This window comes from Mycobacterium colombiense (assembly GCF_001665835.1).
GTDB classification, from domain to species: Bacteria; Actinomycetota; Actinomycetes; order Mycobacteriales; family Mycobacteriaceae; genus Mycobacterium; species Mycobacterium colombiense_A.
Genome location: NZ_LZSX01000025.1, coordinates 21,922 through 39,856, shown reverse-complemented (window position 1 = coordinate 39,856; position 17,935 = coordinate 21,922). Strand labels below are relative to the sequence as shown.

Below are 17,935 nucleotides of genomic sequence, written 5' to 3'. Positions count from 1 at the left end.
TCGAGTGCGCACGGGTTAGCTCCGTATCAGGTCAGTTCATTGTGGAGCAGGCATGTTTCGGCATCGCTGCCCGAAATGTCCCCCGGTTTACTTCTTCCTCTCAACGGCCAATGCGCCGGTGTGAAATCGTCGGGGGAATTCACCGCTCAGGATTGCATTAGTGCAGGTCACCATTGACCGTCCGTCTCGCTTGAGGTTAGTCAGCGCGACCCTCGAAACGCTTCTCAGAACGGGGTTTTTGACCAAACCGATGGGACATTCACAGTCTTCGCTAAGCTCACCGCGTGCGTCAGCTCATTGTGATCCTTCTGGTTTTGCTGGCTTCCGGCTGCGGCTGGAAGCCGACCGCGCCACCGCAGGCCCGACCCGACACCTGCAAGGAGTCCGATGGGCCCACGGCCGACACCGTGCGCCGGGCCATCACCGCGGTTCCCATCGCCGTCCCAGGCACCATCTGGGTCGAGATGGGCCGGGGGCACACGCGAAACTGCCGGTTGCACTGGGTGCAGATCATCCCGACGATCGCCAGCGAATCGAGTCCGCAACAACTGCTGTTCTTCGACTACAACACGCCGCTCGGTAGCCCTACCTCGAACCCGAAGCCGTATATAACCGTGCTACCGCCTTCGAATGACACCGTCACCGTTCAATACCAGTGGCAGAAGGGAAATGATCAGCTGTGCTGTCCCACCGGGATCGGAACGGTGAAGTTCCGGATCGGCCCGGACGGCAAGCTGCAGACCCTTGGCAAGGTCCCGAATCAATAACGTTCCACGCCAATGACTTCCCTGCGCACCCGAGGGTTCGCCGGAATACCAATGGCGTTGTGTGACAGTCTGATCACGTCGGCGGGGGCCGCGTGGCCGCGGCCAAGCGCGACCCAGGATTCAAAACCACCCGGGGCGAAGGCATTTCGGCTCGGCCGCAACAGCGCGCGACCCGGCATCCGCGTGTGACGTCTACGAGCAGTGAGGCTGGAAGGCAGGTTTGATGGGACGGTCACGACGGATCTCGCACTGGGACCCCGAAGACGACGTGGCATGGGAAGCCGGTAACAAGGTCATCGCCCAGCGCAATCTGATCTGGTCCATTGCGACCATGCACGTCGCCTTCTCGATCTGGTACCTGTGGTCGGTGATGGTGCTGTTCATGCCGCAGTCCGTCTACGGTTTCTCCACCGGCGACAAGCTGTTGGTGGGCGCCACCGCGGCGCTGGTGGGGGCGCTGGTGCGCATCCCCTACGCCATGGCCACGGCCCGGCTGGGCGGCCGCAACTGGGCGGTGTTGTCGTCGCTGGTGCTCCTGATCCCCACCGTGGCCGCCATCGTGCTGTTGGCGCACCCAGGGCTGCCGTTGTGGCCGTATCTGATGTGTGCCGCGTTGACCGGCCTGGGCGGCGGGAACTACGCGGCTTCGCTGGCCAACGTCGAATCCTTCTTCCCGCAGCGTCGCAAAGGCTTCGCGCTGGGCCTCACCGGCGGGATCGGCAACCTGGGCGCGGCGAGCATCCAGGCGGTCGGGCTCGTCGTACTGGCCACGGCGGGCAACCAGGCACCGTACTGGGTGTGCGCCGTCTACCTGGTGCTCTTGGCCGTCGTCGGCGTCGGCGCCGCGCTGTTCATGGACAACCTGGATCACTTCATCGAGGTCGCGCACGTGCGCTCCGTGCTCGCGGTGCCCGACACCTGGGCAATCTCGTTTCTCTACATGTGCGCCTCGGGCTCGTTCATCGGGTTCGCCTTTGCGTTCGGCCAGGTCATCGCGCACAACTTGATCGCCGGCGGGCAGACCCATGCGCAAGCGGCCCTGCACGCCGCGGAGATCGCCTTCATCGGACCGCTGCTCGGGTCGGTGGCGCGGGTGATCGGCGGCAAGCTGGGCGACCGCTTCGACGGCGGCCGCGTCACGCTCACCGTGCTGGCCGCCATGATCGCCGCCGGCGGGTTCCTGGTCGCTGTGAGCACTCACGACGACCTCACCCGCGCCCCCGGCGCACCGGTGTCGATCTACACCACCGCCGGCTACATCGCCGGATTCATCGCCCTGTTCATCTTCTGCGGCGTCGGCAAAGGCTCGGTGTTCAAGCTCATCCCGTCTGTCTTCGCCGAGCGCAGCCGCGAGCTGGACCTGGATAACACCGAGCGCCGCCACTGGGAACGCGTCAGGTCGGCGGCGTTGATCGGGTTCGCCGGATCGTTCGGCGCGCTGGGCGGCATGGGGATCAACCTGGCGCTGCGGGAGTCCTACGCCACCACCGGCACCGAGACGCCGGCATTCTGGGCCTTCATGATCTGCTACGTCGCTGCGGCGTTCTTGACCTGGACGAGGTACGTGCGGCCGCAGCGCTCAGCCCGCGCACCCGGCCGGGAGGCGATCGCCGGGCAGCGCGTCAGCTCCTGAGGGCCTCCGCCAGGTTCTCCGGGTGCAGCATCTCGACGTGACGCAGCGGCTCCGGGATGCCGAAACCATCTACCAGCGTCTCGGCGTGCGGGCGCAGCGCGCGGCACCGGTCGTTGATCCCCCGGGTGACCGCCTTGGCGCGCTCGGTGGACAGGTAGCGGTGCTCGATGTACCACGCCTTGTCGTCCTCGATCACCGACAGCGCGTACAGGTCGCACAGGATGCCGAGCAGTTCGCAGGCCTGCTCGTCGGGGCACGCGTCGATCCCGGCGACGAACGCCTCCAAGATGACTCGATCGATGTGCGCGCTGGCCGCATGCAGCACGTGATCCTGCACCGAGTTGAAGGCGTCGAATGCCGACATCTCTTTGGATTTGGCCTGCAGTCGGCGGGCCACGGATGCCAGCAGATATTCCTCGCGGTCTTCGAACATCTTGATCTGGGTGCCGCGGTTGAACAGGCTGCCCTCTTCCTCGCTGTCTTGCCGCGCATCCACGATCGTCTGGATGATCGTTTCTGCCGCAGTGCGTTTGACGACGCGTTCGCCAACGGTGTTGGCGGCGAAGCGAACCCATTCGACCGGGCTCATGCTCTTGATGTCGTCGGCGTAGGCGGTCAACAGTTCCTTGGCCACCAGCTGGGTCAGCACGTGGTTGTCGCCCTCGAACGTGGTGAAGACGTCGGTGTCACCCCGCAGCCCGATCAGCCTGTTTTCGGCCATGTAGCCGGCGCCGCCGCACGCCTCGCGAGACTCCTGGATCGCGCGGCTGGCGTGCCAGGTGTTGGCGGCCTTCAGCCCGGCGGCACGCGCTTCCAGTTCGCGCTGCTCATCGGCGTCGGGGGCGTCCGCGCTCTGCACGTCGTGACACTTGCCGACCAGCTCGTTCTGGGCGAACTGCAGCGCGTATGACTTCGCGATCAACGGAAACAGTCGCCGCTGGTGCACCAGGTAATCCATGATCAGCACCTCGGAATCGTCATCGGGTGCGCTGAACTGCCTGCGCTGCAACGCATATCGGGTGGCGATATCCAGTGCCACCCGGCCGGCGGCGCCGGCGCTGCCGCCCACGGTGATCCGGCCGCGGACCAGGGTGCCCAGCATGGTGAAGAACCGGCGATTCGGGTTCTCGATCGGCGAACTGTACGTGCCGTCGGCCGCGACGTCGCCGTACTTGTTCAGCAGGTTGACCCGCGGTACGCGGACATGGTCGAACACGATGCGCCCGTTGTCGACGCCGGGCAGCCCGCCCTTGTATTCGCAATCCGACGTGGTGACGCCGGGCAGGTCGTTGCCCTCCTCGTCGCGGATCGGGACCAGGACGCAGTGCACACCGTGATTGACCGGCTTGCCGTCCTCGGTGGTGATCAGTTGCGCGAAAACCGCTGCCATGGTTGCGGTTTCGGCGGCGCCGCCGATGTAGTCCTTGCGGGCCGACGGCGTGGGGGAGTCGATGACGAACTCTTGGGTCTGCGGGTCGTAGGTCGCGGTGGTCTCCAGCGACTGCACGTCGCTGCCGTGTCCGGTCTCGGTCATCGCGAAACAGCCGCGCAACTCCAGGCTGATGATCTTGGGCACGTAGATCTCGTGGTGGCGTTCCGTGCCCAGATTCTCCACGGCCCCGCCGAACAGCCCCCACTGCACGCCGGCCTTCACCATCAGCGACAGGTCCGACATCGCCAGCATCTCGATCATCGTGATCGCCGCACCGACGTCGCCGGTGCCGCCGTGTTCCTTCTTGAAACTGTCGGCGGCCGCGCCGAACGCCGCCATGATTCGCATCTGCTCCGCCACCTTGGTGCGGGCGATCACGGTGTTCGGTGTGTAGTGGGGGCGGAACAGGTCCTCGGTGAGCGTGTCGCGCATCCGGTTTCTGACATCGCGCCAGCGCCCGTCCAAGGCGTTGCGCAGATACTCGGCAGTGGTAGTCGTTTCAGGCGCCATAAGGCCGACAGTAATGGGCAGTTCGCGTCGCGGCGAACATCGACGACAGTTCATGCGGCCGAACGAAACTTCGCGGCGGCCGTCGGCCGCCGGGCGCCGGAAACTCAGCGCTCGGGACGACCGGTTTGTGGCTCCGGATCGGGGGACGGGCCCCGGCTTTGGCCGAGGGGCGACCGCAGCCGATAGAGCGTGAACCCGGCCGCGATGATTCCGAACAACACGAGCATTCCCATGTCGAACACCCACCAGCCGCTGTAGTGGGTCCACGTCACGACGTCGGCGGCCAGCGAGTCGACCCTGCGCAGATTCGCGGTGGACGCCGCGGCCGCGAACCCCCACTGGGCCGGGACGAACCAGCTGATCTGCTGCAGGCCGAGCACGCTCACCAGCTGCACCAGGCTCCCGTTGAACAGCGCGGACGCCAGGATTACCGGAACCACAAGCGGCAGCACCTCGCGCAGCGACTTGCCCAGCGACGACAGCGCGAGGCCGATGACCCCAGCGACGATCGCGGTGACGGCCACGCTCACGTAGAGCTCGACCGTGGCGTTGTGCAGCAAGACGGCGCTGCGTCCCGGCTCGCCCTTGACCGCGATGACGATCGCGAACACGACGGCCGTCCAGATGGCCGCGGCCAGTCCGTACACGGTGAGCTTGGCGGTCAGGTAGGCCGGCGCGGACAGGCCGACCTCCTGCTCGCGGCGGAACACGCGATGCTCGCACACCACCGCGCGGATGGTCAGCGCCGTGCCGATGATCACCGCGGCGATGTTGAAGGCCGCCAGGATTTCGATGGCTTCGTGCGCGTTGGTGCTGCTGCCCGGCTCGGGCCGCGTCAGGCCGGATTCACCCGGGATCAGCAGTGCGAGCCCCGCCAGCACGAACGGCAGGATCGCCAGAAACGCAAAGTAGATGCGATCGCCGAGCAGCAGGCGAACCTCGCGCCGGGCCAGCAACCGGATCTGCCGGTTCCTGGACAGCCCGGGTGGCGGTGGACCGGGTGCTGCGACTTCGGGCGGGGTGGTCGGTGCCGCCGTCTGCGGCCGCGCGCGGAAGGCGCGGTGGGCGCCCTCGGGATCGGCGCCGACCTGCGCGAGCACTCTCGACCATTCGGTGGTGCCCATCGCGGACTCGACCTGCAGGGGCGTTCCGAGGTACGCGACCTTGCCCGCGGCGGTGAGCACCAACACCTGGTCGCACGCGTTCACGTCGGTGAGCGATGTGTGTGCCGAAATCGCAACCACCACGGCGCAGCCGATGTTGGCCTGGTGCCGCAGCATCGCCATGACGTGACGCTGCTGGGCCGCGTCCAGCCCGGCGGTGGGTTCGTCGACCACGAGCAGGCTCGGCCGGCTGACGAGCTCGACCGCCAGCGCGGCGCACCGACGCACCTCGGGCGAGAGTTTGCGGATTCTGGTGTCCCGGTGCGGCGTCAGCTCGAGTTCGTCGAGAACCTGGCTGACCACGTGGTCGCGCTGCTCGGCCACGGTGTCCGGTGGCAGCCGCAGTTCGGCGGCGTACCCCACCACCTGCGCGACGGTGAGCTGCCGGTGCAGGCGGTCGTCGCGGGGGACCACCCCGATGCGGGTGCGCATGAACTCCGGATCGGCGTGGACGTCGTGTCCGTCCACGATGACGCGCCCGGCGCGGGGTTCTCTGGTGCCGGCCAGCAGCGCGAGCAGCGCGGAATTGCGCGCCGCCGACGGCCCTATGACGGCGGTCATGGCGCCGGGACGCGCGGTGAACGAGATGCCCGACAGCGTCTCGCGGCCATCGACCGTCAGCCCCAGCTGGTAGGCCGTTGCCCCGGTGGTGCGCGACGCGGTTCGCAACGGCAGCCGAAAGGTGGAGTTGGGTTCTTCGGTGCGGAAGGAGGGGCGCTGGACCCGCAGCTTGCTGGTCACCATCCGCTCGATCAGGCTCGGGCCCTTGTGCTGCTCGGGTTCCGCGGCGGGCGGGGGGACCGGCGGAGCCGGCGGCTGAGCCGGGGGTGCCGCGGGCGGGGGAACCGCGGCGGGAGGCGGCGGTGGCGGTGGGCCGGGCTGGACAGGCCGCTGGACGGCGGGCGGCGGAGGCGTAACCACGGGCATGCGCTGGGTGGCGCTCTGCGTGGGAACCCGCGGGTTGGGCTCGTTCGGACGACCTGGCGGCGCAGCTCCGGGTGGAATGGGAGGCGGCTGCGGTGGATACGCCGGGCCGGCTGGCGGGGGAGGCCCGGGCGGTGCGGCCGAGGGCGCGGTTTGAAAGACCAGGCGCGGACCGTGCTGCGGATCCCCGATGCTGATCCCCAGGCCGTCGCGGATCTCGAGGGCGGGCACCCGCGACCCACCGGCGAAGATGCCGTGGCGGCTCAGATCGATCGCCACCCAGTGAGTCCCCGTGAACCGCAGGATCACATCCACCCGGGGCGCATGGAGCGGTCGCGGGGGATTGCCCATGTGCTCTAGCGGAATGTCACAACCCGGGCCGTAGCCCACGAGCACATCGCGGCCCGGGGTGAAGACGTACCGCGTCGGTCCGGCCCATACGGTCAGCGAGGCCGGAAAGGCCGAAGCCTCGGTCGGCATGGCCGCCACCTTTCGTCACCGGGTCAGCTCGATTTGGTCTCGCCGTCACGACTGCCTCGCCCCAGGCGTCGGTTGCCGCGCTCGTTTAAGTGTCTACCCCTGCCCGAGCTTCAACCGCCAGCGTCGCGCCGCTCACAGTGGGTTGCGGCGGCCCGCAAGGGAGGTGGCAACCGAGGCGTTGTCGAGCAGCCCGCGCAGCACCTCGACCGCTTGCATCAGCACCTGCCGGTCCGCGTCGTCGAGCAGCGCCAATTGCGGTTCGATCGCGGCGGCACGGTCGGCCCGAACCGCGTTGAGCGTGCGCCGGCCCTCGGCCGTGATGCGGATTCGGACCGCACGCGCGTCCCCCGGGTCGACCATCCGGGTGACCAGGCCCGCCTCCTCGAGGCGGCGCACCTGCGTCGTCATCGTCGGTTGCGAACAGTGGTCGACGGCGGCCAGGTCACCGATGCGGGCTTCGCCGTGAGCTTCGATGGTGGCCAGCAGCCTGGCCTGCGCTGCGGGCAAGGGCATCTGGATGCGCTGGGTGGCCATGCGGTTGAGCCGCGCGACCACGGCGAGCAGGTCGGCTCCCAGTCCCTGCGCTCCCTCGAGCTTTGCGGGATCGACGACGTTGTCCATGTATCCATGGTTGCATAGCTTTGCTAAGCGAGGCCAAAAGGACGACGCGTGCCGCGCAAAACCCATCTTCAGCGGACACTCCTGCTACCGGCTGGCAGAATCGCCCAGGTGACCTTGCTGCGTTTCCGGCGATCGAAGGAAGGGGCGCTGCGGCCGAATGAGTTGGCACAGGCCGCGGTCATGGGGGCCCTCTGCGCGGCGATCGAGATCCTGGCCGCGGTAATCCCATTCGCTCAGGGACTCGGCGTGCTGGGCACCGTGCCGATGGGACTGCTCGCCTACCGGTATCGCCCCCGAGCGCTGATGGCCGCGACGGTGGCCGGCGGGGTGATCGCGTTTTTGATCGCGGGGCTGGGCAGCCTGTTCATGTTGATCGACTGCGCCTGGGTCGGCGGATTGTGCGGCATCGTCAAACGCAAAGGCCGCGGCTTGCCGACGGTCGCCCTGTTGTCGTTGGCCGCCGGAGTCCTCTGGGGCGCCGGCTGGGTCGCGGTGCTTGCGGTGCTGACCCGGCTGCGGCAGTTGTTCTTCGACGTCATCACCGCCAACGCCAACGGCGTCGCGGCATTCCTGAATTGGGTCCACCTGCAGGGCGTCGGCGCGGGGCTGAAGCGGTACGTCGCCGACGGGATACAGCACTGGCCGTTGCTGATTTTCCCCTACATGGTCCTGTTGGTCGTCATCGTTGCGTTCATCAGTTGGTCGGCACTGTCCCGCCTCCTGGAGCGGATGCGCAAAATCCCTGACGTCCACAAGCTGGACACCTCCGATGACGCGCAGGCGCAAGGCAGTCCGGTGGGGCCGGTGCCGGTGCGGTTGGACAAGGTGCGGTTCCGGTACCCCGGCGCCGAGCGGGACGCGCTGGGTGAGGTCAGTCTCGACGTCCAGGCCGGCGAACACATCGCGGTGACCGGCGCCAACGGTTCAGGCAAGACGACGTTGATGCTGATCTTGGCCGGCCGGGCACCGACGGCAGGCACCGTCGAGCGCCCGGGAACGGTGGGACTGGGCGAGATGGGCGGCACGGCAATTGTGTTGCAGCACCCCAAAAGCCAGGTCCTGGGCACCCGGGTCGCCGACGACGTGGTGTGGGGATTACCCCCGGACGCCGAGATCGACGTCGACCAGCTACTGCACGAGGTCGGCCTCGAAGGGCTGGCCGAACGCGACACCGGAAGTTTGTCCGGCGGGGAACTGCAGCGCCTCGCGCTCGCGGCCGCACTGGCGCGCGATCCGGCGCTGCTCATCGCCGACGAGGTCACCACCATGGTCGACCAGCAGGGGCGAGATGCCTTGCTGAGCGTCCTGTCTGGCCTCGCGAAGCGACACCAGACGGCGTTGGTGCACATCACCCATTACGACAACGAGGCCGCATCCGCGGACCGCATCATCAAACTCAGTGATTCGCCGGACAACACGGTGACGAGCGACGCCGCGACCGCGCCGGCCCAGACCACCGCCGTCGGTCACAGCTCGCGGACGCCGGTGCTGGAACTCATCGATGTAAGCCACGAATACGCCAGCGGCACACCGTGGTCCAAGGTCGCCCTGCGTGATATCAGCTTCGTGGTGGAACACGGTGACGGCGTGTTGATCCACGGCGGCAACGGCTCGGGCAAGTCGACGCTGGCGTGGATCATGGCCGGCCTGACGACCCCGACGGCCGGCACCTGCCTGATCGATGGCGAGCCCACCCACGAGCGCGTGGGCGAGGTCGCGCTGTCGTTCCAGTCCGCCCGGTTGCAGTTGATGCGTGATCACGTCGACGCCGAAGTCGCATCCGCAGCGGGGTTTTCGCACCTCGACACCGATCGCGTGGCTGAGGCGCTGATCTCGGTCGGGCTGGACCCGGCGATGGGCAAGCGCCGGATCGATCAGCTCAGCGGCGGCCAGATGCGCCGCGTGGTGCTGGCCGGGCTGCTGGCGCGCTCCCCGCGAGCGTTGGTCCTCGACGAGCCGATGGCAGGACTGGACATCGGCAGCCAGCGCGGCCTGCTGCGGCTGCTGGAGAACCTGCGCAAGGAACGAGGCCTGACGGTTGTGGTGATCTCCCATGACATCGTCGGGCTCGAGGAGCTCTGTCCGCGAGCGCTGTTCCTGCGCGAAGGCACGCTGGAAACGGCGTCGACCGCGGCGGGGGGTATGTCGTGACCGCACCCGCGGGCACCAAGTCGGCACCGAGCCGCACCAAGCGCACACGCCGTCCGGTGGTGCTGTTGGTGCCGGTGCCCGGCACGTCGACGATCCACGAGTTGTGGGCCGGCACCAAACTGCTGGTGGTGCTGGGTGTTTCGATACTGCTGACCTTCTATCCGGGCTGGGCGACCGTCGGGCTGATGTTGGCCTTGCTGATCACCGCGGCCCGGCTCGCCCACATTCCCCGCGGCGCGCTGCCGTCGCCGCGGCGCTGGATATGGATCGCCCTGGCGGTGGGCGCCATAACTGCCGCGCTCGGCGCCGGTAGTCCGGTGATCGAGATAGCCGGAGTGCACATCGGGCTGGGCGGGACGTTGCACTTCGTGCGGGTGACCGCGCTGTCGATCGTGTTGATCGGGCTCGGCGCGATGCTGTCGTGGACCACCAACGTCGCCGAAATGGGGCCCGCGCTGGCGGCTTTGGGACGACCGCTGCGGTGGCTGCGGATCCCGAGCGACGAGTGGGCCGTCGCCCTGGCGCTTGCGTTGCGTGCCTTCCCGATGTTGATCGAAGAATTCCAGGTGCTCTACGCCGCCCGGCGGTTGCGCCCCAACCAGGAACCGCGGAACCGCAGGGCCCGGCGGCGGCAGCAGGCCCGCGACATGATCGATTTGCTCACGGCGGCAATCGTTGTGACGCTGCGACGGGCCGACGAGATGGGCGACGCGATCACCGCCCGGGGCGGCATCGGCCAGCTGGCGGCCGCACCGGCGCGACCGAAGCTGGCGGACTGGGTGACGCTCGGCATCACCACCGCGGCCGGCGCCACCGGCGTCGTGATCGACTCGCTATTGCAGTTCCACTAGGCAACCCGTTGCCCGGCCGCGTGAGCAGATGACCGAAGTCCAGCGCACCGACCCGATCGAAGCCGAGAACCGTTGGACCGATCCCCCGAGCGGAACAATCCGTGGCCGTACGCATCTCGCCGTTCGACGGCGGCCCGTCCGCGGCCGTCCCGGCTGCTCGGCCGGCACTGACCGCCGAGCATTACGGCCGCATCCGGTCGATCAGGTTGGACAACACGACGATGCTCTCACTGCGCTCGATGTCCGCACTGGACCGAATTTTCTCCAAGGCCGTCTCCAGATGCCGCATGTCGCGGGCCAGTACATGCAGGATCGCATCAGGGGTGCCGGTGACCGTCGCGGCGCTGAACACCTCGGGGATATCCACCCAGGCCGCTCGCAGCTCATCGGGTGCGATCCGGCCGTGGCAGAACACCTGCACGTAAGCCTCGGTGTTCCAGCCGAGCGCGTTGCGGTCGATGACCGTAGTGAAGCTCTTGATCACGCCGCTGTCCAGCATCCGATCCACGCGCCGCTTCACCGCCGGCGCAGACAGATTCACCTTTTCGCCGATCTCGGCGAAGGTGGCGCGCGCATGCTCGGTCAGCTCGGCGAGGATGCGCTCGTCGGTCTCGTCCAAGCGGTCCATGGCCGCCCCTTCCCGGTGATAAACAACAAATCGACGATTGCAGCACTCTAGCGCAATAAATCAACAGTAGACACGCAATATTCGTGGTTTGATTAACGACAGCACCCTAAATATCGTTGATTCATGACGGAACAACCTGTGCTGGCGCCCCGTACCGCCAGGTCGGCCGCGCCCGTCGCGCTCGGTCGCACGCCGAGCGTCCGTCGGTACGCGATGACGCCGCCGGCCTTCTTCGCCGTCGAATACGCGATCAACCCCTGGATGGACATCACCAGACCCGTCGATGCCGGCCTCGCGCAAGCGCAGTGGGAACGCCTGCGTGACACCTACCTACGGCTGGGGCATCACGTGGAGGTGATCGAACCCGTGCCCGGGCTTCCGGACATGGTCTATGCGGCCAACGGCGGGTTCGTCGCTCACGATGTCGCGATCGTCGCCAGGTTCCGGTTCGCCGAGCGGGACGGCGAATCGCGCGCCTACGCCCGATGGATGTCGTCGCTCGGTTACCGGCCGCTGTGCACCCGCCACGTCAACGAAGGGCAAGGCGACCTGCTGAAGGTCGGCGACATCGTGTTGGCCGGTTGGGGATTTCGCACCGACCGGCGTGCGCATGCGGAAATCTCCGCGGCGCTGCGTGCGCCGGTGATCTCCCTGGAGCTGGTGGACCCTCGCTTCTACCACCTCGACACCGCCCTGGCCGTTCTCGACGATTACACCATCGCGTTCTACCCGCCGGCGTTCAGCGCCGACGCACAGGATCAGCTGGGCGCGCTGTTCCCGGACGCCATCATCGCCGACACGGCCGACGCCTACGTGCTGGGTCTCAACGTCGTCTCCGACGGCCTGCACGTGGTGCTTCCCAGCGCGGCAACGGGTTTCGCCGCTCAGCTGCGCCGGGCCGGCTTCGAGCCGATCGGTGTCGATTTGTCCGAGCTGCTCAAGGGCGGCGGTTCCGTCAAGTGCTGCACCCTGGAGGTATTCCCATGACGATTCTCGATGCGCAGACGTCGCAGAAGGTCACCGCCAGCCGGATCGACACCGCGATCAGGTTGGCGGAAAGGCGCGCAGCGCACAACTATTCGCCGCTTCCGGTGGTCGCCGCAAGCGCCGAGGGTGCATGGATCACCGACATCGACGGCCGCCGCTACCTGGATTGCCTGTCCGCCTATTCCGCGGTGAACTTCGGTCACCGCAACCCGGAGATCACCGCCACCGCGCATGCGCAACTCGACACCGTGACGTTGGTCAGCCGCGCATTTCATTCCGACAAGCTCGGCCCCTTCTGCGCCGCCCTTGCCTACCTGTGCGACAAGGACATGGTGCTGCCGATGAACTCGGGCGCCGAGGCCGTCGAAAGCGGCCTCAAGGTCGCCCGCAAGTGGGGCGCCGACGTCAAGGGCGTACCCGCGGATCAGGCCAACATCATCGTGGCCGACAACAACTTTCACGGCCGCACGATCAGCATCGTCAGCTTCTCCTCGGATCCCGCCGCGCGAAATGGGTTCGGGCCCTTCACGCCGGGATTCCGATCGGTTCCGTTCGGTGACCCCGCCGCGCTGGCGCAGGCGATCGACGACAACACCGTCGCGGTGCTGTTGGAGCCCATCCAGGGCGAGGCCGGGATCATCGTGCCGCCCGACGACTACCTGCCGACGGTCCGCGCGCTGTGCAGCGAGCACAACGTGCTGATGATCGCCGACGAGATCCAGTCGGGCCTGGCGCGCACCGGCTATACGTTCGCCTGCGATCGATGGCGGGTGATCCCCGACGTCTACCTGCTGGGCAAGGCGCTGGGCGGCGGAGTGGTCCCGCTGTCGGCCGTGGTGGCCGATCGCGACGTCCTCGGCGTGTTGCACCCCGGCGAGCATGGCTCCACCTTCGGCGGCAACCCGCTGGCCGCCGCCATCGGCACCACGGTGGTGTCCATGCTGGCGCGCGGCGAATTCCAGGCCCGGGCGACCGCGCTGGGCGCGCACCTGCATCGGCGGCTGCGACAACTGATCGGCCACGGTGTCCAGGAGATACGGGGCCTGGGCTTGTGGGCAGGCGTCGACTTCGACCCGTCGCTGGGCACCGGCAAGGAGATCAGCCTGCGGCTGGCCGACCACGGCGTACTGGTGAAAGACACCCACGGTTCGACGCTGCGCTTTGCTCCGCCTTTGGTGGTCACCGCCCAGGAGATCGAGTGGGCGGTCGGCCGCCTTGCTGCGGTATTGCGGGAGGCTGCTTCATAATCAGCTGATCCGGCCACAGGAGGGGCGCTTGCCAGCCACGTCGATCAGCCTGAAAGAGCAGATGCTACGGCGGCGCCCGGTGGTGGGCGCGCACGTCGCACACGGGACCGCCGATCACCTCAAGCGCGGTATCGGAACCTTCCAGCTGACCATGTTCGGGGTCGGCTCGACCGTCGGCACCGGCATCTTCTTCGTCATGGCTGATGCGGTGCCCGAGGCGGGACCGGGAGTGATCGTCTCCTTCCTCTTGGCGGGCTTCGCCGCGGGGCTGGCGGCCGTCTGCTACGCCGAATTGGCTTCGGCGGTGCCGGTTTCGGGGTCGTCGTATTCGTATGCCTACACCACCCTCGGTGAGGTGGTGGCAGTGGGCGTGGCGGCGTGCCTGCTGCTGGAATACGGGGTGGCCACCGCGGCGGTCGCCGTCAACTGGAGTGGCTACCTGAACAAGCTGCTGAGCAATGTCCTGGGATTTCGGCTGCCGCAAGCCTTGTCGGCCGCGCCGTGGGATTCCCAACCCGGGTACGTGAACGTGCCGGCGGTCATGCTGATCGTGATGTGCGCGTTGCTGCTCATCCGCGGCGCCAGCGAGTCGGCCAAGGTCAACGCGATCATGGTGATGATCAAACTCGGCGTATTGGTCGTCTTCGCCGTCGTCGCTTTCACGGCGTTCGACACGAGCCATCTCCGTGACTTCGCGCCCTTCGGCGTTTCCGGTATCGGTTCGGCCGCCGGCACCATCTTCTTCTCCTACATCGGCCTCGATGCCGTGTCCACCGCGGGTGACGAGGTGAAGAATCCGCAGAAAACCATGCCGCGCGCACTGATCGGCGCGCTGTTGACCGTCACCGGCGTCTACGTCCTCGTCGCGGTGGCTGCGCTGGGCGCCCAGCCGTGGCGGAACTTCGCCGGCCAGCAGGAAGCCGGGTTGGCCATCATTCTCGACAACGTCACGCACGGTGGCTGGGCCGGCACGATTCTGGCCGCCGGAGCGGTCATTTCGATCTTCAGCGTCACGCTCGTCACCATGTACGGCCTGACCCGCATCCTGTTCGCCATGGGCCGCGACGGGCTGCTGCCCGCGAGGTTCGCGACGGTGAACGCACGCACCATGACGCCGGTGAACAACACGGTGATCGTCGCCATCGTCGCCTCGGCCCTGGCCGCGTTCATCCCGCTGCAAAAGCTCGCCGACATGGTGTCGATCGGCACGCTCACCGCGTTCATCGTCGTTTCCGTCGGGGTGATCGTCCTGCGGGTGCGCGAGCCCGACCTGTCACGGGGATTCAAGGTGCCGGGTTACCCCGTCACGCCGATCCTTTCGGTGGCGGCCTGCGGCTACATCCTCGCCAGCCTGCACTGGTACACCTGGATCGCGTTCAGCGGCTGGGTGTCACTGGCGTTGATCTTCTATTTCGTCTGGGGCCGCCGCCACAGCGCGCTCAACGACGAGACGGTCGAGCAGTCAGCGGACAACGTCCGGTGACGGGCCCCTACTGGCGCGCCGCAGCGGTGTTGGCCGCCGCCTGAGCCCGCTGCAACGTCGCCGCGACATCGCCGCGGCCCAAGAACATTTCGTCGAAGTACGGCTGCAGGGCGTCGTTGCCGGCGGCAAAGCCCGCACCGCCGGGCGCCGCGATGCGCGGACCGTTCAACACGGCGAAAAAGGGCGTGACGTCCACGCCCCGCGCGGCCCAGTACTGGAAGTAGACCGGTTGGGCCGAGGACACCGCGGGGATGGCCGCGCCGTAACGCCCCAGGTATTCGTTGCCCTGCTTGCCGCCCATCCAGGCCAGCACCTGGCGCACCGCGTCGGGGTGCTTCGTCGCCGCATTGCCCGCCGCGGCAATGCCGTTGGTGACGCTGACCCGGCCCGCCGGCCCGGTGGGCATCATCGCCACACCCCAGTGGAAGCGGGCATCGTGCGCTACCGGCGCCAGGTTGTAGGTGCCGGACTGAAAGAGCGCCATCCTGCCGGCCAGGAACTGGTTGCGGGAGAAGTCGCCGTTGTCGTTGGTGTTGGCGGCGGGCGGCGCGACATGGTCGCGGTTGATCAGGTCGACCAGATACCGGAAGGCCGTCACGGCGGCGGGGTTGTCGAACGCGAACGTGTCGCCCCGCTGGAACACGCCGCCGGCCGATCCGATGTAGTTCAGGTAGATGCCCTGCGGGTCGTTGGCCGCGTTGTACGCCCACTGTCGGACCCGTCCGGCGTCGAAACGGGATGTGTCGCCGCGGTTTCCGTCGGCGTCGACGGTGAGCCGGCCCAGCATGGGACGCAACGTGTCGCCGCCGTCAGGGCTCCACCGCAAGGTGTTCAATTGAGCGGCATCGACGCCGGCTTCGGCGAGGAGATCCGCGTTGTAATACAACGCGATTCCCGCGTCGGTCAGTTGCGGCACGCCCCACAGCGTGCCGTTGCGGGTGAACTGCTCGACGACCGGCCGCTCCCAATCCGCGGCGGCTTTGGGCCCAAGCACTTCGCCGATGTTCAGGAGTCGGCCGCTGTCGGCATACGCCGCGAGGTAGGCGTTGGACAACCAGAAGATGTCGTCGGCGCTGCCGCCGGCCACATCGGTGCGCAGCGTGTTGAAGTAGGTCGAGTACGCCACAAGATTCAGGTGCACCTCGATGTCGGGATGCGCGCGACTGAAGGCTTCGAAGGATTGCCGATAGGCCGCGCCGATCTGATCGCCCCAGATGCGCACCGTGACGACGGTCTTGCCGCCATGCGGCTGGCCGGAGTAATCCAGCAGCACCGCCATCGCCGCCAGCAGCACCGCCACCAGCGCAACCGATCCCGCGACCAGTGTGGAAAAGCGGGGCCGGGTCACTTGAGTCCCGAAACGACGATCGACGCGACGATGTGGCGCTGGAAGACCACGAACAGCGCGATCAGTGGGGCGATCGCGACCGTGGTCGCCGCCATCACCAATGTCCACTGGGAATTGAACCGCGACTGCAGGTCGGCCGTCGCGACTGTGAGCACCCGCCATTTGTGCCCGCTGGTGATCACCAACGGCCACATGAAGTTATTCCATTGCGAGACCACGGTGATCAACGCGAGCGCGGCCAGGACCGGGCGACTGGACGGGATCACCACGTGCACGATCACGTCCAGGGTGTTCGCCCCGTCCAGGCGGGCCGCGTTGATCAGGTCGTTCGGGATGATGCGGAAGTGCTCGCGCAGCAAGAAGATCGCGTAGGGCGAGCCGAACATGAACGGCAGCACCAACGCCCAGAACGTGTTGCGCAGGCCGAGCTGGGCCATCATCAGATACATCGGCACCACCGTGACCGTGCCCGGCACCATCAGCGTCGCGATGTACACCCAGAACAGCGCGTCACGGCCGGGGAATTGCAGGCGCGCGAAGGCATATCCGGCCAGCACCGAAAAGGTCAACTGGCCCACCAGGATCACCGCCGTCACCAAGGCCGTCACCGCCGCCGCCCGGCCGAACCCGGCCCCGGCCAGGTTGGTGAAGTTGGACAGCGTGGGTGGCCGCGGCAGCCGCAACGGGGTGCCCGTGACGAATTGGTGCGCCGAGGTGAATGACGTCATCAATCCAAGTGCGAACGGCGCCAACGTGATCAACGCGCCCAGCGACAGCCCGGCGTAAATCACCACATTCGTGGCGCGACTAGGTGAGGTCATAGCTGATCCGTCGCCGGAAGTACAGATGCTGAACCAGGGTGACCCCGATCAGGATGACGAACAGCACCACCGCCATCACCGACGCCCGGCCGATGGACGCCGAAGCGAACGCCTCCGCGTAGATGCGATGGGCCACCAGGTCGGTGCTGCCGGCCGGTCCGCCGCCGGTCAGCGCGTAGACCATGTCGAAAACCTGTGCGGTGCTGACGATCCCGGTCACCAGCACAAAGAAGGTCGTAGGCCGCAGCATGGGCATGGTGATGCGCCAGAACCGCTGCCACGCGGTGGCGCCGTCGGTGCGTGCCGCGGCGTGGACGTCGTCGGGAATGGCCAGCAGGCCCGCCAAAAACGACAGCGAGACGTAGCCGACGTTGGTCCACACCACCACGGCCGAAACGAGCGGCAACGCAAAGCTGGGATCCGACAGCCACTCGATGCTGTGCCCGAGCACGGTGCTCACGACGCCGTCCGTTGGGGCCAGGATCCAGCGCCACAGCACCGCGATTGCCAGCGGCGCGCAGATCCACGGCAGCACAAACAGGGTGCGAAACAGATTGGTGCCGCGGAGCTGGCGGGCCAGCATGGTCGCGGCCAGCAGCCCCAGCACGGTCTGCGCCGGCACCACAATCGCCACGAAGATGGCCGTGACGATCAGCGAGTTGCTGAACCCGGCGTCGGTCAGAACGGACCGCCAGTTGGACAGGCCCACAAAGTGCAGGGGGCCGAGCAGATCCCATCGGCACAGGCTCAGCCAGAGCACGACCAGGATGGGCAGCAGCAGAAAAGCGAGCACGCCGAACAGGCTGGGCGCCAGCAGCGCATAGCCCAGCGCGGTGGATCGAGGTTGTTTCCTCAGCACCGCGCTGGCCATGGGCTAATTAAAGCGGGC

The 17,935-nt window shown here is 67.4% G+C and carries 14 protein-coding genes; 7 read left to right on the top strand and 7 right to left on the bottom strand.

What is annotated here, in order from left to right:
• Positions 1–299: 299 nt before the first annotated feature.
• Both A5760_RS04680 and A5760_RS04675 read left to right on the top strand, forming a co-directional pair.
• The gene (locus A5760_RS04680) at positions 300–767 is read left to right on the top strand and encodes an LppP/LprE family lipoprotein (protein WP_064878418.1); all 468 of its coding nucleotides are present in this window, start codon (positions 300–302) and stop codon (positions 765–767) included.
• A 223-nt stretch (positions 768–990) separates the two neighbouring features.
• Positions 991–2,400 carry a nitrate/nitrite transporter gene (locus A5760_RS04675; RefSeq protein WP_064878148.1) on the top strand — a complete coding sequence of 470 codons (1,410 nt, stop codon included), beginning with the start codon at positions 991–993 and terminating at the stop codon, positions 2,398–2,400.
• On the opposite strand, the gene A5760_RS04670 is transcribed toward A5760_RS04675, so the two are convergent.
• The 3 genes from A5760_RS04670 to A5760_RS04660 form a co-directional block, all read right to left on the bottom strand.
• Positions 2,390–4,342: an acyl-CoA dehydrogenase gene (locus A5760_RS04670; RefSeq protein ID WP_064878146.1), complete on the bottom strand. Its 1,953-nt coding sequence runs from the start codon at positions 4,340–4,342 to the stop codon at positions 2,390–2,392. The genes A5760_RS04675 and A5760_RS04670 overlap by 11 nt on opposite strands.
• A gap of 104 nt (positions 4,343–4,446) precedes the next feature.
• Positions 4,447–6,909 carry an ATP-binding cassette domain-containing protein gene (locus tag A5760_RS04665; protein ID WP_064878144.1) on the bottom strand — a complete coding sequence of 821 codons (2,463 nt, stop codon included), beginning with the start codon at positions 6,907–6,909 and terminating at the stop codon, positions 4,447–4,449.
• Between the two features lie 132 nt (positions 6,910–7,041).
• Positions 7,042–7,530 carry a MarR family winged helix-turn-helix transcriptional regulator gene (locus tag A5760_RS04660; RefSeq protein ID WP_064878142.1) on the bottom strand — a complete coding sequence of 163 codons (489 nt, stop codon included), beginning with the start codon at positions 7,528–7,530 and terminating at the stop codon, positions 7,042–7,044.
• Between the two features lie 108 nt (positions 7,531–7,638).
• Here A5760_RS04660 and A5760_RS04655 point away from each other — a divergent pair, with 108 nt between their 5' ends.
• Both A5760_RS04655 and A5760_RS04650 read left to right on the top strand, forming a co-directional pair.
• Positions 7,639–9,681 (top strand): ABC transporter ATP-binding protein, encoded by a 2,043-nt coding sequence (locus tag A5760_RS04655; protein WP_196771986.1) that lies wholly within the window; start codon positions 7,639–7,641, stop codon positions 9,679–9,681.
• Positions 9,678–10,532 carry an energy-coupling factor transporter transmembrane component T family protein gene (locus A5760_RS04650; RefSeq protein WP_064878140.1) on the top strand — a complete coding sequence of 285 codons (855 nt, stop codon included), beginning with the start codon at positions 9,678–9,680 and terminating at the stop codon, positions 10,530–10,532. Before A5760_RS04655 ends, A5760_RS04650 begins: the two co-directional genes overlap by 4 nt.
• 181 nt (positions 10,533–10,713) lie before the next feature.
• Here the strand turns inward: A5760_RS04650 and A5760_RS04645 are convergent, their stop codons facing one another.
• Positions 10,714–11,160, bottom strand: a complete 447-nt coding sequence (locus tag A5760_RS04645; protein ID WP_064878138.1) for an Lrp/AsnC family transcriptional regulator — start codon at positions 11,158–11,160, stop codon at positions 10,714–10,716.
• Between the two features lie 123 nt (positions 11,161–11,283).
• On the opposite strand from A5760_RS04645, the gene ddaH reads away from it, so the two are divergent.
• The 3 genes from ddaH to A5760_RS04630 are packed head-to-tail and all read left to right on the top strand — an operon-like array spanning position 11,284 to position 14,877.
• Entirely contained in the window at positions 11,284–12,147 is an 864-nt protein-coding gene (gene ddaH, locus A5760_RS04640) for a dimethylargininase (RefSeq protein ID WP_064878136.1), read from the top strand.
• Positions 12,144–13,394, top strand: coding sequence for an ornithine--oxo-acid transaminase (gene rocD / locus A5760_RS04635; protein ID WP_064878135.1), 1,251 nt, complete (start codon positions 12,144–12,146; stop codon positions 13,392–13,394). Before ddaH ends, rocD begins: the two co-directional genes overlap by 4 nt.
• Before the next feature lie 28 nt (positions 13,395–13,422).
• A complete protein-coding gene (locus A5760_RS04630; protein ID WP_064878133.1) occupies positions 13,423–14,877 on the top strand; it encodes an amino acid permease in 1,455 nt (484 codons plus the stop codon).
• A gap of 7 nt (positions 14,878–14,884) precedes the next feature.
• On the opposite strand, the gene A5760_RS04625 is transcribed toward A5760_RS04630, so the two are convergent.
• Genes A5760_RS04625 through A5760_RS04615 form a run of 3 tightly spaced genes read right to left on the bottom strand, consistent with a single transcriptional unit; the run spans position 14,885 to position 17,902 of the window.
• Positions 14,885–16,225 carry an extracellular solute-binding protein gene (locus A5760_RS04625; RefSeq protein ID WP_064878131.1) on the bottom strand — a complete coding sequence of 447 codons (1,341 nt, stop codon included), beginning with the start codon at positions 16,223–16,225 and terminating at the stop codon, positions 14,885–14,887.
• Entirely contained in the window at positions 16,222–17,046 is an 825-nt protein-coding gene (locus A5760_RS04620; protein ID WP_064878129.1) for a carbohydrate ABC transporter permease, read from the bottom strand. Before A5760_RS04620 ends, A5760_RS04625 begins: the two co-directional genes overlap by 4 nt.
• On the bottom strand, positions 17,033–17,902 hold the full coding sequence (locus A5760_RS04615) for a carbohydrate ABC transporter permease (protein WP_155764208.1): 870 nt from the start codon (positions 17,900–17,902) through the stop codon (positions 17,033–17,035). Before A5760_RS04615 ends, A5760_RS04620 begins: the two co-directional genes overlap by 14 nt.
• Positions 17,903–17,935: the final 33 nt, after the last annotated feature.

What these genes read in the sequence shown, in the direction of transcription:
- A5760_RS04660 (WP_064878142.1), bottom strand. Translation starts at nt 7,530, where the DNA reads ATGGACAACGTCGTCGATCCCGCAAAGCTCGAGGGAGCGCAGGGACTG.
- A5760_RS04665 (WP_064878144.1), bottom strand. Translation starts at nt 6,909, where the DNA reads ATGCCGACCGAGGCTTCGGCCTTTCCGGCCTCGCTGACCGTATGGGCC.
- A5760_RS04620 (WP_064878129.1), bottom strand. Translation starts at nt 17,046, where the DNA reads ATGACCTCACCTAGTCGCGCCACGAATGTGGTGATTTACGCCGGGCTG.
- A5760_RS04670 (WP_064878146.1), bottom strand. Translation starts at nt 4,342, where the DNA reads ATGGCGCCTGAAACGACTACCACTGCCGAGTATCTGCGCAACGCCTTG.
- A5760_RS04645 (WP_064878138.1), bottom strand. Translation starts at nt 11,160, where the DNA reads ATGGACCGCTTGGACGAGACCGACGAGCGCATCCTCGCCGAGCTGACC.
- rocD (WP_064878135.1), top strand. Translation starts at nt 12,144, where the DNA reads ATGACGATTCTCGATGCGCAGACGTCGCAGAAGGTCACCGCCAGCCGG.
- A5760_RS04675 (WP_064878148.1), top strand. Translation starts at nt 991, where the DNA reads ATGGGACGGTCACGACGGATCTCGCACTGGGACCCCGAAGACGACGTG.
- ddaH (WP_064878136.1), top strand. Translation starts at nt 11,284, where the DNA reads ATGACGGAACAACCTGTGCTGGCGCCCCGTACCGCCAGGTCGGCCGCG.